This window comes from Spirochaetota bacterium (assembly GCA_025061835.1).
GTDB lineage: Bacteria > Spirochaetota > Brevinematia > DTOW01 > DTOW01 > SKYB106.
Map to the genome: position 1 here is coordinate 73,578 of JANXAC010000002.1, position 16,606 is coordinate 90,183.

The 16,606-nt window shown below is 35.6% G+C and carries 13 protein-coding genes; 7 read left to right on the top strand and 6 right to left on the bottom strand.

What is annotated here, in order from left to right:
* Positions 1–107 precede the first annotated feature (107 nt).
* Positions 108–2,576: a CoA-disulfide reductase gene (locus NZ579_01660; protein ID MCS7298651.1), complete on the bottom strand. Its 2,469-nt coding sequence runs from the start codon at positions 2,574–2,576 to the stop codon at positions 108–110.
* 338 nt (positions 2,577–2,914) lie between these two features.
* Between NZ579_01660 and NZ579_01665 the strand changes: the two genes are divergently transcribed.
* The 3 genes from NZ579_01665 to NZ579_01675 all read left to right on the top strand — a co-directional run bounded on the left by NZ579_01665 (position 2,915) and on the right by NZ579_01675 (position 6,026).
* Positions 2,915–4,270, top strand: coding sequence for a sigma-54 dependent transcriptional regulator (locus tag NZ579_01665; GenBank protein MCS7298652.1), 1,356 nt, complete (start codon positions 2,915–2,917; stop codon positions 4,268–4,270).
* 365 nt (positions 4,271–4,635) lie between these two features.
* Positions 4,636–5,421, top strand: a complete 786-nt coding sequence (locus NZ579_01670) for a hypothetical protein (GenBank protein MCS7298653.1) — start codon at positions 4,636–4,638, stop codon at positions 5,419–5,421.
* Positions 5,422–5,465: 44 nt separating this feature from the next.
* Entirely contained in the window at positions 5,466–6,026 is a 561-nt protein-coding gene (locus NZ579_01675; protein ID MCS7298654.1) for a hypothetical protein, read from the top strand.
* On the opposite strand, the gene NZ579_01680 is transcribed toward NZ579_01675, so the two are convergent.
* Positions 6,021–7,148: a sensor histidine kinase gene (locus NZ579_01680; GenBank protein MCS7298655.1), complete on the bottom strand. Its 1,128-nt coding sequence runs from the start codon at positions 7,146–7,148 to the stop codon at positions 6,021–6,023. The two genes, NZ579_01675 and NZ579_01680, sit on opposite strands and share 6 nt — an antisense overlap.
* 101 nt (positions 7,149–7,249) lie before the next feature.
* A complete protein-coding gene (locus NZ579_01685; GenBank protein ID MCS7298656.1) occupies positions 7,250–8,143 on the bottom strand; it encodes a metallophosphoesterase in 894 nt (297 codons plus the stop codon).
* 412 nt (positions 8,144–8,555) lie between these two features.
* Here NZ579_01685 and NZ579_01690 point away from each other — a divergent pair, with 412 nt between their 5' ends.
* From NZ579_01690 to NZ579_01700, 3 genes are all read left to right on the top strand, one after another.
* Positions 8,556–9,341 (top strand): SDR family oxidoreductase, encoded by a 786-nt coding sequence (locus tag NZ579_01690; protein ID MCS7298657.1) that lies wholly within the window; start codon positions 8,556–8,558, stop codon positions 9,339–9,341.
* A 4-nt stretch (positions 9,342–9,345) separates the two neighbouring features.
* Positions 9,346–10,038, top strand: coding sequence for a phosphoribosylglycinamide formyltransferase (purN, locus tag NZ579_01695; protein MCS7298658.1), 693 nt, complete (start codon positions 9,346–9,348; stop codon positions 10,036–10,038).
* A gap of 80 nt (positions 10,039–10,118) precedes the next feature.
* The gene (locus NZ579_01700) at positions 10,119–10,526 is read left to right on the top strand and encodes an arsenate reductase ArsC (GenBank protein MCS7298659.1); all 408 of its coding nucleotides are present in this window, start codon (positions 10,119–10,121) and stop codon (positions 10,524–10,526) included.
* Positions 10,527–10,746: 220 nt separating this feature from the next.
* Here the strand turns inward: NZ579_01700 and fliD are convergent, their stop codons facing one another.
* The 3 genes from fliD to NZ579_01715 all read right to left on the bottom strand — a co-directional run bounded on the left by fliD (position 10,747) and on the right by NZ579_01715 (position 15,782).
* Positions 10,747–12,792: a flagellar filament capping protein FliD gene (gene fliD, locus NZ579_01705; protein MCS7298660.1), complete on the bottom strand. Its 2,046-nt coding sequence runs from the start codon at positions 12,790–12,792 to the stop codon at positions 10,747–10,749.
* Between the two features lie 101 nt (positions 12,793–12,893).
* The gene (locus tag NZ579_01710) at positions 12,894–14,165 is read right to left on the bottom strand and encodes an ABC transporter permease (protein MCS7298661.1); all 1,272 of its coding nucleotides are present in this window, start codon (positions 14,163–14,165) and stop codon (positions 12,894–12,896) included.
* A gap of 27 nt (positions 14,166–14,192) precedes the next feature.
* Positions 14,193–15,782 (bottom strand): arginine--tRNA ligase, encoded by a 1,590-nt coding sequence (locus NZ579_01715; protein MCS7298662.1) that lies wholly within the window; start codon positions 15,780–15,782, stop codon positions 14,193–14,195.
* A 249-nt stretch (positions 15,783–16,031) separates the two neighbouring features.
* Here NZ579_01715 and NZ579_01720 point away from each other — a divergent pair, with 249 nt between their 5' ends.
* On the top strand, positions 16,032–16,520 hold the full coding sequence (locus NZ579_01720) for a hypothetical protein (GenBank protein MCS7298663.1): 489 nt from the start codon (positions 16,032–16,034) through the stop codon (positions 16,518–16,520).
* Positions 16,521–16,606 lie beyond the last annotated feature (86 nt).

Sequence of the window (16,606 nt, forward strand, 5' to 3'; positions counted from 1 at the left end):
AAAGGCTCAAGATATTGTCCAGATATTTCTAAAAACAAAACAAGGATTAGGGTATTGTCTTAATAATACACTTCTGTTATCAAAAGTATTCAAAACCCACAGCCAGCCTAGATAAACAGATTAATGTTTGAGTTTGAAGCGTTTGCGATGTAAGTAGCAACACCTCCTATTTTTATACCATCAATGAGTTCTTCTCTTCTTATTCCCATAACATCCATAGACATCTGACAGGCAACAATTTCAACGCCACTCCTCATCGCATTCTGTATCAGTTCTTCAAGAGTTGAGATATTCTTCTTCTTCATAAGCCATCTTATCATCTTAGGTCCTATGCCAAACATATTCATTTTTGACAATTTTAGGTTTTCAGTCCCTTTTGGTAGCATCATACCAAACATCTTTGATATGAGATCTTTCTTGACTTTTACCTTAGAGTTTTTCTTAAGAGCATTCAGACCCCAGAATGTGAAAAACATACTAACTTTCTTTCCCGCAGATAAGGCACCGTTTGCTATAACAAATGACGCTATCAGTTTATCAAGGTCATCATCAAATACTATTATGGTAGCAGAATTGTTAGTTGAGATAACATTTGAAGTAGAGAGTGTTTCTTGCGAAGACTTTTCTATCACAGCCTCAATTATTCCCTTATCTTGCTTTAGAGATAGTAATTTATTACCTGTAACATCGGTCCAAGCCTTGACATCATTAGCAAAACCCGGGTCAGTTGCCTTTACAACGACTTTTGCACCTCTTTGGAGAGAATCCATACTCTGTTTCAACTTGAGTATAGGACCTGGACACTGTAATCCACAAGCATCAACTTCAACAACTACTCCTTCCTTTGTCTCCTTAAGTGGTTCTTGAGTCACAAGGTCAGATAGGTCAACTCTATATCCAGTATATATATCCTCATTACCTTGCTTCTGGGTTACTACTTCATAAGTCTTGTATCCACCCGTAAGGTTATAAACCTCCTCAAATCCATTCTGATAAAGTATCCTACAAGCAACATAAGCTCTTAAGCCAACTCCACAATACACAATTATCTTTTTATCTCTTGGCAACTTATCAAGGTTATTTCTCAGTTCATCAACAGGTATATTAACAGAACCTTCAATGTGTCCAAGATCATACTCATCTTTGGTTCTAACATCAAGCACAAAAATACTAGATTTATCACTGTTCAAAAACTCATCCCAAGTTATTATCTTCTGCTTCCCACTCAAAACATTCTCTGCCACATAACCTGCTATGTTAACAGGATCTTTCGCCGAAGAGTATGGTGGAGCATAAGCATGATCTAGGTCAATCAAATCATAAACAGTTAATCCTGCTTGTATAGCTGTTGATAGAACATCTATCCTTTTATCAACTCCATCATATCCAACAGCCTGTGCCCCAAGTATCCTACCATCTTCAGGAGAAAATATGAGCTTGAGAGACATAGGAAGAGCACCAGGATAATACCCTGCGTGAGATGAAGGGTGTATTATAACATACTTATACGGTATCCCTTCTCTCTTGAGTAGTTTTTCAGTTGCACCTGTAACAGCAACAGTTATATCAAAAACCTTCGCTATAGCAGTTCCTATAGACCCCTTATACCTTCTAACATTACCAAAGACTATGTTATCGGCAACAATCCTACCTTGTAAGTTAGCAGGCCACGCCAAAGGAATACCTATCTTCTTCTTTATGACAGGATGATAAACTTCAATAGCATCTCCAATAGCATATATATCAGGGTCCGAAGTTTGTAAGTAATCATTCACAACTATATGTCCTCTCTCTCCTATCTCAAGTCCCGCTTCCTTTGCTAGTTTACTCTCTGGTCGCACACCAATAGAAAGTATCACCATATCAACTGATAGTTTTCTACCACTACTCAAGTTAACTACTATCCTACCATCAAGGTCCTTATCAAAACTTGCTACACTATCCTTAAGATAGAACTCAACATTCTTCGTTTTTAAGTGCTGATGAACCAAAGCAGCCATCTCAAAGTCAATAACCCCCATAACTTGTTCCATCGCTTCAACAATCGTAACCAGAATGCCTCTATGCGCTAGATTTTCCGCCATCTCAAGCCCAATAAATCCTGCCCCTACTATCACCGCTCTCCTCGGTTTGTTTGAATCAATAAATTCCTTTATCCTATCAGTATCTCTTATGTCTCTAAGAGTGAAGATATTTGGTAAATCTATACCCGGTATCGGTGGTTTAACTGGTGTTGCTCCCGGTGAAAGCACAAGTTTATCATACTTCTCCGTATATTCATTACCAGTTCTCAAATCCCTAACTAAAACTTCTTTTTTCTCTCTATCAATCTTCAAAACTTCACTCCTAACCCTAACATCTACATTAAACCTCCTGATAAAGCCTTCAACTGTTTGAACCAAAAGATTACTCCTCTCTTTTATCACACCACCTATGTAGTAAGGTAACCCACAGTTAGCATAAGATATATACTCACCTCTCTCAAAAACCACTATCTCTGCCCTCTCATCCAGTCTTCTCAACCTAGCAGCAGTTGACATACCTCCAGCAACACCACCTACTATCACGCACTTCATAAAAGCCTCCATAAACTACAAACAGTATATAGTATAATAAATATATTGAGATAATTATATCAAAGTTTGAAAAATCTACAATACTTGTAGTATTTTACATAACCAAAATAGATTAGATTTTATAAAGACAGCCTAAATCGTTAGAAAAAACACTAAACTTTATCACAACTCAAAAGAAACACACCTATGTAGAGAGGAAATTACTCACACTAGGATTACAGCAAAACCTTAAGGGTATATTACCTTTTAAATACTACTTTACCAAACTTTGAAGGTGAATAGGATATTAGGTTTTATCTTTAGTCCTCCCATCCAGATTGTTTATATTATCTACACAAATGTATAAAAAAACTACTATCCTAGTTGTAGATGATGAGACTGAAATACTAGTCTCAATAAATAACATCCTCCAAGAAGAGTTTGATGTATTAGTATCAAGAGACTTTTCTCTATCTCTAAAAATACTGGAAGAAATACAACCTGATGTAGCATTAATTGACCTAAAACTAGGAGATAGGGACGGTAGGGAGATCATAAAATCTATCAAAGAGAGGGACTTGAAGACACAGATTATAGTCATATCTGCCTACACTGATATTGAAAATATCGTTGATAGCATCAAACTAGGTGCTTTTGATTTTGTTGAGAAACCTATCTCACCAGCTAGATTGAAGGTTGCTATCAAGAATGCTCTTGAAAATCTAGAATTAAGAAAACTACTAGAAAACAAAATCCTCTCTGAAGGAATAACTACTCAAAACCCTAGGATGAAAGAGATAATCAAACTCGTTGAAAAATCCGCATCCACTAGTTTTCCAGTTCTAATACTCGGCGAATCTGGAACTGGTAAGGAGAGAATAGCATCTCTCATCCATAATTTAAGTAAGAGAAGATATAAAGAGTTTGTTAAACTCAACTGTTCTGCTATACCTTCTGAACTTTTTGAGTCTGAGTTGTTTGGATACGAAAAAGGTTCATTCACTGGAGCATACCAAAGTAAGAAAGGTAAGTTTGAAATAGCAAACGGTGGAACACTATTCCTAGATGAGATCGGCGATTTGTCTCTGGAACATCAGGCAAAACTCCTACGAGCAATAGAATACGGAGAGATAACCAAAATAGGTAGTAAAGAAACAATAAAGGTTGATGTTAGGATAGTATCTGCTACCAACAAAGACCTTGAGAGAATGGTCAAAGAAAAAGCATTCAGAGAAGACTTGTTTTACAGAATAAATGTCATCACAATACATCTACCACCACTCAGAGAAAGAAAAGAAGATATAAAAATACTCGCAGAATTTTTCCTAAAAGAGACGATACAAAAAGAAGGATTACCAAACAAGTATTTAACAGACGAAGCAATCCATTTGCTTGAAAACTATGACTACCCCGGTAATGTAAGAGAACTTAAAAACATCATTCAGAGGCTTGTCATAGTATCAGAAAAGGAAGTTATAACCAAGGAAGATGTCAATAAAGTTATAGCAACAACCAATCTCAATAGAGATTACGATAAACTTGTATCAATCCTATCATCCAAACTACCACCCAACACCGCAAGAGAAGAATTTGAAAAAATCTACCTAAAGCACCACCTTGAGAAAAACCAAAACAACGTCTCAAAAACTGCACTCTCATTAGGTATCCTACCAAACAACCTATTAAGAAGACTCAAAGAACTAGGTTTGAAATAAACATAAAAATTGTGAAACATCAAAAGTCAAAATCATTGATTAAGAATTAAAAAACCTAAACATTCTCAAAGAAAAACGCTACAAAAACTTCAAAGATAGTTATCACACAACAAACATAATCACTATCAACTACGATATATCACTTTTGATACAGTGACAGAACTTTTAACTTCTAGAACGGTATTAGATTACGACAAATCCACCTACTTACTAAAAACTTACATTCAAATGGGCTTAAGGATACCTATTAAGAAGTTTCTAGGTTCAATCTAAAAGCAAATTTCACTAGTAATAACTAGACACTTCCAAATGAAAGTTTTGGCACGCTAATTGAAAAGCATTAATATATGTAAAAGGAGGTATGTATGAAACAAGTAGTGAGAGTGTCAGTTTTGTCGCTTATAGCGGTTGTGTTTGCTCTAACCGCTACACATATCAATGCTGAGGATGATATTAAGGTAACAAGAGCCTCAGACAATATGTTTAAAGGTGAGGGTTTTGGAGGTCCAATAGTCAGTGCTTTTTACATTCCTAGTATAGCTAGTCTGAATGAAAAACTACAATCACTAGGATACCAACAGAGATTTGGTGAAGTTTTGTTAGGAATAGGAGGACAAGGATTTGGCTATACTGGCAATGTACTAATGGGTGGAGGTGGCTCTATAATTATATCATCCTCAATAGAAGGAAAGTTTAACGGAACGAATGTAGTAGCAACATTATCTGGTAGTTTTGGTTTCTTTGAGTTTGGATACGCTGTTATTAAAGCTCCTAATTTTGAATTTGCACCTATTCTAGGCATTGGTGGAGGCGGCTACACGCTTTCATTTAAGTCAAAATCTGAGGCTTACGATTTTGATACCATAGCCAAAAATCCATACTCCTATGCGAACGGAATATCTTATGGAGACTTCAGCATTGAAGTTGGAATACTTACCTATGGTAAATTAATCCTATCCGAAAACATAATCCAACTATGCGATGACCTGAAAATCAAATCATACAGCACAGTAGGACTAATACTAAAGGCTAGTTATATCTTCTCAATAATAGGTAATGATGACTCTATAATATCAGAACCAAGTTTTGGAGATCATACTATCAGTCTAGGTTTATCCATAACCTTCGGTGGCAAAAGCGAGAAGTTATAACTTACAATTTGAGGGTGGCACAGCCACCCTTTGAAAATTAACTAGTGTTAGATATAATTAGACTAATCGGTAGTATCTTTTACCCCTTGGTAGAAGGAATTAGAATAATAGGAGTTCTAATAGGTATTACTGCTCTATCCTCTACCGAAATTGGTTTGGAAAATCCTAGGTTTTTTGAAGACAACAGAGGAAACTTGATCTTCTCATTCAACCTAAAAAACACCTTCAACGATAAGTTCCAAAGGCTTGTTGAAAGAGGGATAACATCAGGATATGCTATAGATGTTTCATTCCAAACAACCAAGATACTTGTGAATGTCTCAATAACTAACAAAGTTACATACAATAACTCAAAGAATATGTTTCTGGTTCATCTTCATAAGAATGCTACGACAAAAAGTATTACAATAAACAGTATAGAGGAAGTAAAAACTGTTATGAACCAAATAAACATTCTTCTTCCAAAGTCTGGAATAGAAGGAGAAGAAGTAACGGTAAGGATAAAAGCAGAACCGTTTTTTGAGTATCAGGAGTTTAGTGATATAGATCCTTCAAGAGCTGTATGGGGCAGAAAACTGAGTGTTGAAATAAAGTATAGACTATGACACAACTGGTAGTCTTACAACTACTTCTGTTGTACCTTCAGAAACGCTAGAGTTTACCGTTATATCACCATAACTCTCAAGTATTATCTTCCTTGTAATTGCTAACCCTATCCCCCTTCCACCTTTCTTATATGATACTCCAAAGTCAAATATCTTATCCAAAATCTCTTTAGGAATACCCCCACCATTGTCCCAAAATCTTACAATAGCAGAATCTCCATCCCTAGATACACTAACTCTAACAATACCCTTACCATCGGTAGCCTCAAAACTATTCTTGAGTATATTAACAAAAGCGTTCATAAGCAAAACCCTATCAACCATAACGAAAACTTCACTTTCACCACTCTCAAACTCAAACTGGAAAAATAGCCTCAACTCTTCAAGAATAGAAATCAAGTTTTCTTTTCTAGGAACTGGTTTCGGAAGAGATGAAATCTCTCTTATTTTGGAAAGAAACTGGTTTATATTATCCAATATTTTGTCAATCCTTCTAATAGTTTCAACGTTTAAACCTTTACCGCTTTGAATTGAGTTTTTTACTTCCGTATATACCGGCGTAAGAAGATTACCAACCTCATGAACCATAACTTTACTTACATCTCTCCAACCTTCAAACCTCTCAAGTTCCGCAACCCTTTTTTCATACTCAACTAACCTAGACACTAGGTTTTGAAACGACAACGATATCTTACCTATATCCTTAAATATAGGTTTAGGAAACGCTATATTTAGACTAACTGGGAACTTGAAGTTAGTAAGAAAATCAACTAGCAACCTCAACTGCCTTGTTATCAGTAAAGAAAGTAGCACAGAGGACAGAACAAAAACTAGAAAGGTAGCACCTGATGTTCTTATCACACTGTTCATAGCATTCCTAAATATCTCCTCTTGCGAGACTAACAAAAAACTAATCTTTCTATCCAGATACATTAGTTCCTTTTCAACCTTCTCAATCTCTCCTCTGCTAACAAGAGCCCTAATCTCTCCAATCTTATTTGAAATCTCAAACATATTGAACTTACCTACCATAGTATTCCATAGGCTAAATCCAAACCAAACGGTTAGAACAGAATAAACTGCTGACACCAAAATAACCAGAATAATTATAACCTTCCTCATAACTAAATTTTGACTAAACATCCGTAAGTTTTAAAAACTTACATTCAAAACCCCTTGAGTCTAAATTTTATTAAACGATAGTTCAGAAGTATTATTGGATACTAGTATGACTCATCAAATACAGAAACTTCTTCGTCTTCCTGTGTGTTGTAAGTTAGGTAATCCTCACAGTTCTCGGCATCATAAACTATTACGGTTTGATCTCTAACCTCAATCATCCTATAATAACCATCTTTACCTATTGAACCCGTTTGAACATGGTAAGGACCTACTCCTTTTGCAACCAATGGGAAGGATGTTATAAGGTTTGATCCATTATCAAAAACTCTGTTTTTGTGAGTATGACCTGACAATATCAAAGATACATCGTAACTTGTTATTATCCTCTGAAACTCTTCTCTACCTAGTATGAATACATCCTCTTGTATTCCATTTTTCGGGCTTAAAAAAGGATGGTGGGTAATGATGATGTTTGTATTGCTAGAGTTTTTCAGCGCATCTTCAAGAAATTCTAGTTGATGCTTAAATAGACCAACACCTTCGGAACTAGGTATCATCAAGTTGTGTAGATGGAAGGAATAACTATAGTCATACCCCGTGTCAAGGAATATGAGCCTTACATTCTTAATATCAACATAGTAATTCAAAAATTCACTTCCAATGAAACTTCTGTAATTTGGGATATCCTTAAGAGAGAATTTAAAAAGTGTTCCGTATTCGTGATTACCCGGGACAAAATACAGCGGTATCTTCATCTCTCTGTCAAAGTAGAAAATACCATCGGAGTAGTAGAATAGATCATTTAATATCTCATAGTTTGACTTTGCTAAAATTCCCTCGCCAAACTCAACTATGTCACCAGAAATTATAACTACATCAGGAGACAGCAGATTAAGGTTCATCCTCAAAATTTCTATATTTCTAACATAATTCCTAGAGAACAAGTTGATGCTATCTATATGCAAATCAGTAAGATGTAGTATTCTCAAACTCATCTAAAGTTTCCTCAAAAATATTATAAATGATAAAGTTTCAAAAGTGTAACTTAGACAAACTTAAATTTGTTTAAGAGTAATGTTGAGAATTTCAGAGAGTGTAGAACTAGGAATGTCTTTGATTGTTCCTAGTCTGCCATCCTTTAATAGCACCTATGATATTCATTAGGTAAAACTTTTCGTTTTTCATAATACTCTCTATCCTCACTTCAAACACCTATACTTCGCCCAGAATAAAATCTGCTAAATTCCTAAAGAATTCACCTTTGAAAAGTTCACTTTTTCACTCCTCTTGCCTTTATCTTACAAAAGTAAAAGGAAGTTTTCTAACATCAATTTTTACAAAACCCTACTCCAAACTTCAGGTAGTAAATACTTGAATAGAAAAGATTCTTATCTAAATAATTTCACTATGGATCTAGGCATAAGAGGAAAGACTGCTTTGGTAACTGCTAGTAGTAAAGGTATAGGTAAGGCAGTAGCTACCGCTTTGGCTAGCGAAGGTGCTAGAGTAATAGTATCTTCAAGCAATCTAGACAACATAAAATCAACCGAAATGGAGCTAAAACAAAAAGGTTTTGATGTCTATTCTTATGTTTGTGATCTATCCAAGGCTAGTGATGTTGTGAAGCTTGCGGATGAGGTTTTGAGAGATTTTGGAAAGATTGATATTCTCGTTTTCAACACAGGAGGACCTAAACCTGGATACTTCTTTGAACTTGAAGAAGAAGATTGGTATAGGGCGTTTGAACTTGTATTAATGTCAGCAGTGAGACTTACAAAGAAACTACTACCGAAAATGATAGACAACGGCTGGGGAAGGATTATCTACTTAACATCAGTAGCAGTAAAAGAGCCAATAGACGAACTACTGCTTTCAAATGTCTTTCGTTCAGGAGTAAATGCTCTCTCAAAATCACTTTCAAGAACGATAAGAAAGGATAATGTAACGTTCAATGTAATCTATACGGGCAACATCCAGACAGAAAGGGCTAAAGGCCTCCTTGAATACATAAGCAAAAAAACAGAAAAACCGTTTGAAGAAGTAAAGAAAAGTATGGAATCATCCATACCTCTCGGAAGATATGGAAGTGTAGAAGAGATAGCAAACTTTGTTACATTCCTCTGCTCTGAAAAAGCAAGTTATGTAAACGGTACTAGTATCCAAGTTGATGGTGGTTTCTTAAGAAGTATCTAAAACTATGTATTGCTTTCTTATTAAACTCAAAAGATTCTTTCTGTCAATTCTAGGCAAAAAAGACAAGATTAGGATAGGTATTCTTATTTCTGGGCGCGGTTCAAACATGGAAGCAGTTATAAAGGGCTGCAAAGAAGGCAAGATTAGAGGGAAAGTAGTAATTGTAATAAGCGACAAACCAGATGCAAAAGGTATTGAAGTTGCTAGAAGTTATGGTGTCAAGGCTATATACGTTTATCCGGGCAAGTATAAAACTAAATTTGAGGAAGAAAGAGAGTGGGAATATGTTAGGATACTCAAAAGACACTGTGTTGACATAGTAGTTATGGCGGGATTTATCAGAATAATAAAAACCCCCCTACTCTCTTCATTCAAAAACAGGATAATAAACATCCATCCATCGCTTTTACCTAAGTATCCCGGACTTGAAACACACGCTAGAGTTCTAGAAGCCGGTGAGAAAATTCACGGCTGCACGGTCCATTTCGCTAATGAGATTGTTGATGGCGGCAAGATAATTATGCAAGCAAAGGTAAAGGTTCTTCCAAACGATACTCCTGACACACTATCAAGGCGAGTCCTTGAGAAAGAACATAAGATACTAGTTAAAACACTATCACTTATTGCAGACGGCAAAATATCCTACGAAACCCTCAAAAAACCAATTGTCTATGAAATAAACGACAAGATTGAGTAAAAATTTCCAAAACTAACATTTGACTTTATCTTTACGAAACATTTACAAATTGTTTAAGTTTCTCATAAAGAATAAGATTTATGAAATACAATGTGTTGTTCCTTTGCGTTCAGAATGCTGGTAGAAGTCAGATGGCAGAAGCCTTCGCTCGGGAGTTAGGAAGTCATATAATCAATCCATACAGTGCTGGCTCAAATCCTGCTAGAGAAATTAACCCAGTTGTAAAACAATGTATGGAAGAGATCGGAGTCAAAATACTCAACGAAAGACCAAAAGGATTTTCAGACTTACCAATTGATAAGTTTGATTTCGTCGTGAATATGGGATGTGGAGATACCTGCCCCTACTACCCATCAAAAGAATACATAGACTGGAACATCCCAGACCCCAAAGACAAACCAATAGAAGAAGTAAGACCTATCAGAGATTTGATAAAATCAAAAATCCTAGAGCTCGTGAAATACCTTGAGAGTTACGATAACAAATAATTCCTACTAACCCTACTCTGAAAGCACACTTCCTTCAGGTTCTACAATTATCAAAGTTTGAAAAAATGATAACAAAGCAACAGATGTACAGATCTAAAAAATCCACCTCTTCCAAACACCGAAAACCAAGATACATAGAACCCTGATAGTTCTATTACTAACCCTAAACCAAAACTACGTAAGGATTGAAAACACAATTTGACAAATCTACTATAAGGTTCTACCTGTTATTCTCACCGCTTAATACCTTTACCTGACTATTGAACCAGTCTTGTTTAGATTTGCTTTCTCTCAACACTTGCTGTAGTTTTCCAAACTTCCTCTCAAGTGAAACTCTGTAGTCTTCAAGTCTGTCCTGAAACTTTGTATAAAGGTCCTTGTTTGACTTTATAATGTTATCAATCTGTTTTTTCTTGTTTGCTATGACACCACCTGCTCTAGTGTATTCATCACAAACCACAGTTATATTGTAAGCAAATCCTGTGTCAACAACCTTGTCTCCGTTGGTATCATAACTAAACACATCACTTACAGCCATTATGTTTTCAATAACGACACTAACAAGCTTGTCATTATCAATCGTTAAAATACCTCTCCTAACATACTCCCATAAATCAGACTCAAAATCCAGTTTGGTTGATATGTTCTTTGTATATATTCCTATGTGGTAAAGTAGTCTAATATTAGTTTGTCTGGTCTGGTAAGGTTGCATCGCAAACATTCTTAACTTATCCTTCAACCTTATAAATTCCATATCTGTAGCAAATGATCCTTCCTCTTTCTCCTCATCTGGCTTTTCATAGAGTTGTCTCCTATCTACCATCGGCTTGGTTATCTTGGAAAGGTAAATCATAACATCGTTGTATTTTTCAATCAGATTTGATATACTGTTGGTTATTGACTTGTAATCGTAATCTACTTTAGTAGTAACCTCCTTACTAGGGTTCTCTCCAACTACTTTCAAAGTTCCATTAATTATATCCTTCAAATCATTCTCCTCCCTCTCAATCTTAACACCATTTACATAGACAACTGCATTCTCTGCTCTGGATATGTAGTTTTTAGGTTCGTATTCCGAAAGTCTTCTAACCTCTTCAACTTTGTCCTTGATTACTATTCTATAGAAAGTCATTCTTGATAGGTCGTTGTTATTTCTCAAAACAAACTTCTCAACTTCTTTCCCTTCAAACATTGAAAGAGTGGTGATTTTGGAAGTTTCTGAAGGAAGTATTCTTAATTCATACTTCGTTCCATCTACTAAATGTATGACTATAAATACGAAATCATTGGTCGTGTATTCCTTGAGTATGTCAAAGGTTGTTATAGGTGTTCCACCTTTTACTTCAACGTTGCTAACTTTAACACTTTCCATAACTCTAATCTCAAGTTCTTTTGGTTTAGGAATAGGTTGTTGAGTGAATAGGTTTGATACTTCTAAAATAGTATTTTTGGATACCACATACCTAATATCTCTGGTTATTTCTTCCTTATCTTTGAGTGTTAGTGAAGGTAGCGAGGTAAATTGTGATAGTATGTTCAACTCGTTTGGTGGAGATGTTATAACCTTATCCCTTGTAAGTAATCCAATTCTCACAAGTTCAGACAAGTCTCCATTTATAATAACCTTAGCACTTTTGCCTGTCTTCTTACCTTCTATTCTTAAAACTTCGTTGTTAGCATCAATCTTAATAACAGAAGCAGAAACTATTTGAGATGCTTTTTCGTTAATAAGTTTGGCAAGGTCTCTCAATTTACCGCCACCAAAGTCAATCTCTACTTCCTTATCAAGTAGTGATATTTTTATTTTGAAAGGCTTAAGTTCGGTATCCAAAGGCAGAGGGTCTGATACGAATACATCTGGTTTTGCCATCCTTTCAACTCTTACTCTCATATCCCCAACTTCAGCTCCTCTATTCGGTAAAACTTGAACTATACTATCATCACTTGAATATCCAACCCTGTTCTGAAACGGAGACCTGTAGTCGTAAAGAGACTTTGCTATGTCCCTCAACTCCCTAAGGTTAAGCTCTACGAAATTTATAATTGCTTTTCTTATAGTCTGGTTACTTATCTCTTGCTGATACTTTTCTCCCTTGCTACTCTCTGCTTCAACGAGCTTTTCAACAATTTCCTCCGTATTTATACCACTTCCAGTCAATTTATCTATTCCAAACTTCTTCTTGCTACTCTGCGAGTATCCGTTGTAAACAAAGAACAAGAATACAGTTCCTATTATGAATAACAATAACTTCTTATCCACACTCATATAATTAAAATACTACAACCTCGTAGGATAGCAAATCCTACTACTAGGTTCGGTAAAAATTCAAAAATGATAACCAATCAGAAATAATTGACTTCTACATTCTATGCCTTTATTGCTTCAGCAGGGTTCATACTTGCCGCATGCCTAGAAGGTATTAGCGACACAACCGAAGACACTAAGACTCCAACAACGATAGCGTTGAATATTCCTCCTATGGTTATCAACCACTTTATCACATTGTCCATTGGAATATTCATATTCCCCATCGAAGAAGAAAAATCTATACCATATATTGAAAGAGGTATGCTTATTAGTATGCCCAACACGACTCCTAGTATTGTTCCAAATGCTCCTAGTATCGTTCCTTCAAGTGTGAATAATGCCAGAATTCTTGGCTTACTGAAACCCATGGCCTTGAGGATACCTATTTCTCTTCTTCTCTCAAGTATTACCATCGTCATTATACTTATTATTACCAGAGTTCCAAGAGCTACTATTATAAGGTAGATTAATATGTAGATACTCAGAACCTGGTCAAATATACCCGCTATTCCACCAGCCTTCCTCCAGTCAAGTGCCATCACATTGTTGTATTCTACATAAGAAGATAGTTTTTGGTTTATCTTCTCTGCTATCCATCCTGCGGAATCGTAGTCTTTGAGCATAATTATGATCTCTTGCACACCTCCTCCAGTTCCTAAGACTTCTTTTGCATCCTCAATGGACAACATAAACACATTATCATCAAGCAAGTTAATACCCGTGCTGAATATCCCAACAACCTTAAATCTAGGTATTCTTATACCTAGATCACTGCCTTGTAGCATAAGCGGAAACGTATCTCCTACCTTTATCCCAAGCACATCCGCCATCTTCTTACCTATTATAATCTCTCTGTATTTTAATCCGTCTTCTTCAATCACAGAACCACTCAAATATCTACCCTCTATGATACTTTTGTGTAGCATCAGTAATTCCTTCTCCTTCTCAATATCTCCACTGATACATATTCCTACTTTATTTCTACCACCAAACTCTATAAGCGCTGGAAACTTAATCCTCTCAGTAGATAAAACAATATTACGCTTTGCTTCTGGAATTTCGCTGACTATCTTCAAAACCTCTTCAGGATTTCTAACAAGGTAATAGACAGGCATTTGTTCTATCCTTTCCATATATTCTCTTGTAGATATCCTAATGTGTCCTGTATCACTCTTTGTTGAATTTCTAACAATATTGTCCATAATCCCACTAACAAGCCCCTGTAATATAACAACTGCCATGATTGCAATAGCAACGGAAGTTATAGCAAGAATGGACCTTCTACTATTTCTCCATATATTTCTAAAAGCCATTTTAACCAACATTATCATAAGCAATACCTCCAAAATCAATCCACATTACATCCTCTCAGGAGCAGATACTCCAATTATCCAAAGTCCTCTTTTCAAAACATTCTTAACAGCCCTAACAAGTATCTCCCTTCCTTCAAGAACCTTTCCGTAGTCAATTACTCTACACTCAGAGTAGAACTTGTGAAACATCGTAGCAAGTTCATTTAGATAATTCGTCATCCTTTGAGGTTCCAAGGATATTGTTATGTCTATTATTTCTTCAGGAAACCTTAGTATCATAACTGCTATTTCTCTCGTAATTGATGAACTTTGATCAATAATAGGAGATGGTACTCTCTCAAGACCTTCGGTATTTCTCAATATACCTGAAATTCTTGCGTGCGCATACTGTAAGTAATACACAGGGTTTTCTTCATTCTGCTTCTTTGCTTCCTCTAGATCAAAATTGATATGAGTATCAACTTTTTTTGAAACCATAAAGTATCTTACAGCATCAACCCCAACTTCATCAATCACCTCTCTCAAGGTTATAATGTCTCCTGTCCTTTTTGACATTCTCACAGGTTCTCCGCCTCTGAAAAGAGAGACAAGTTGCCCAAGTATAACATCAATCTTGACATCACTGTATATGGAATTTACAGCAGATACGAGTCTCTTTACATAGCCGTGATGGTCTGCTCCCCAAATGTTTATAAGTCTATTGAAACCTCTCCTTATTTTATTGACATGATAGGCAATATCCACACCAAAGTAAGTGTATTCTCCATCCGATTTCTTTACAACTCTGTCTTTATCGTCATCAAAAGCAGTGCTTCTGAACCATAATGCTCCATCCTTCTCATACACAAACCCCTTTTCAGCAAGGAAGTTTATAGTTTCTTCAACCTCACCGCTTGCGTGTAACGTTTTTTCAGAAAACCAATTGTCAAAATGAACTCTGAAATCATCAAGATCCTTCCTATGCCACTTTAGTATAACTTCAACAGGGTCCTCATCTGTTTGTGCTACCTCCTCAATATAGCTTCCAGAGTATCCATTCTCAGGTATCTCTCTACCTTGCCTTCTTGCTTCCACAGACTCATAGAGTAGTCTAATCTGATTTCCAGCATCGTTTATATAGAACTCTGTTTGTATATCATATCCTGATGTTTTAAACGCTCTGTAAAGAGAGTCTCCGATTGCTCCCCACCTTGCGTGACCTATATGAAGAGGCCCTGTTGGATTAGCACTTACATACTCAAGAAGTATTCTTCCTTTACCTTTACCATACTCTGACTTACCATACTCCTCATCCTCTGCTACCCTTCTTACTAACTCCTCTAGAAACTCCGATGAAACCCTAAAGTTTATAAAACCACCATTAGCAACAGATACTTCTGAAAATAAAGGTGGAGAAGAACTAGAAAAAAGATAAACAAGACTATCCCTCAACTTACCCGAGACTTCATTAAGAGACATTTGAACACCTTTTGATCTAAGTTCTCTGAATACCTTAAAAGGTATAGTAGTTGAGTAATCTCCAAACTGTCTATTTTGGGGATAGTCAATGCTTGTTTCTTCTTGTGAATAATGTATTTCAAAATCTTTCCTTATTGCCTCTCTCAATCTATCTCTCACAACTTCCCTAACAGTCATACATTAAGATTATAATTAAACACAGATATAAATCTGAATTTGCTCAAATGTGGCTCAATAAAGTCCGAGATCTTATTAGGAATTTTACAACTACTGGGAAAGTAAATAACAGCAAAATTAGAGAAAACATAAATCTAAAATATTTAAGGATTAAGTGAAGGTCATCTTTTGTGAGTTTTTAAACTTCACTGAATGCAAATGTGGAAAATAAATCTCACTTTGATTAAAATATCATCGTAAGAAAATAATATGCCTACACTTCTAGATAGAGAAAAAGTTAAGAATAAGATCAGGAGAGTTCTTAAGGATTTTGATGAAGATAGTGTTGAAGAGATGGTTGAACTTATATACGACGACATTTACTTAGGTTTTAAATCAGAAATAGACTCCAAAGCAGATAGAAGTGAAATAAAAGAGGAATTACAAGGAATAAGGTCTGATATAAAGGTCCTTTCAGAAACTGTGAAGATTGGGTTTGAAAACATAAATAAGAGATTTGAAGATAATAACAAAAGGTTTGAAGACATTAACAAAAGATTTGAAGATATTAACAAAAGGTTTGAAGATATCAACAAAAGGTTTGAAGATATCAACAGAAGGATAGGTTTCCTACAGTGGTTAATGGTATTCCTTTTTGGGATATTTTCAGGAATAGTGACATTCATAAGTTCAAGCATTATGAACCCAAAGTTTGATGAGATAATAAAACTGCTACAGGAAATCTCAAAGAAATTATAATAGCACTGTGTCAAAGTAATAAATCCTAAAAAATTTACAAAAATACTTAATTGTGAATGTCAAGAGTAAAATTTAGATAATATAAC

Excerpts from the sequence above, each read along its gene's own strand:
- NZ579_01660 (MCS7298651.1), bottom strand. The coding sequence starts at position 2,576 with ATGAAGTGCGTGATAGTAGGTGGTGTTGCTGGAGGTATGTCAACTGCT.
- NZ579_01665 (MCS7298652.1), top strand. The coding sequence starts at position 2,915 with ATGTATAAAAAAACTACTATCCTAGTTGTAGATGATGAGACTGAAATA.
- NZ579_01670 (MCS7298653.1), top strand. The coding sequence starts at position 4,636 with ATGAAACAAGTAGTGAGAGTGTCAGTTTTGTCGCTTATAGCGGTTGTG.
- NZ579_01680 (MCS7298655.1), bottom strand. The coding sequence starts at position 7,148 with ATGAGGAAGGTTATAATTATTCTGGTTATTTTGGTGTCAGCAGTTTAT.
- NZ579_01685 (MCS7298656.1), bottom strand. The coding sequence starts at position 8,143 with ATGAGTTTGAGAATACTACATCTTACTGATTTGCATATAGATAGCATC.
- NZ579_01690 (MCS7298657.1), top strand. The coding sequence starts at position 8,556 with ATGGATCTAGGCATAAGAGGAAAGACTGCTTTGGTAACTGCTAGTAGT.
- purN (MCS7298658.1), top strand. The coding sequence starts at position 9,346 with ATGTATTGCTTTCTTATTAAACTCAAAAGATTCTTTCTGTCAATTCTA.
- NZ579_01700 (MCS7298659.1), top strand. The coding sequence starts at position 10,119 with ATGAAATACAATGTGTTGTTCCTTTGCGTTCAGAATGCTGGTAGAAGT.
- fliD (MCS7298660.1), bottom strand. The coding sequence starts at position 12,792 with ATGAGTGTGGATAAGAAGTTATTGTTATTCATAATAGGAACTGTATTC.
- NZ579_01710 (MCS7298661.1), bottom strand. The coding sequence starts at position 14,165 with ATGATAATGTTGGTTAAAATGGCTTTTAGAAATATATGGAGAAATAGT.
- NZ579_01715 (MCS7298662.1), bottom strand. The coding sequence starts at position 15,782 with ATGACTGTTAGGGAAGTTGTGAGAGATAGATTGAGAGAGGCAATAAGG.
- NZ579_01720 (MCS7298663.1), top strand. The coding sequence starts at position 16,032 with ATGCCTACACTTCTAGATAGAGAAAAAGTTAAGAATAAGATCAGGAGA.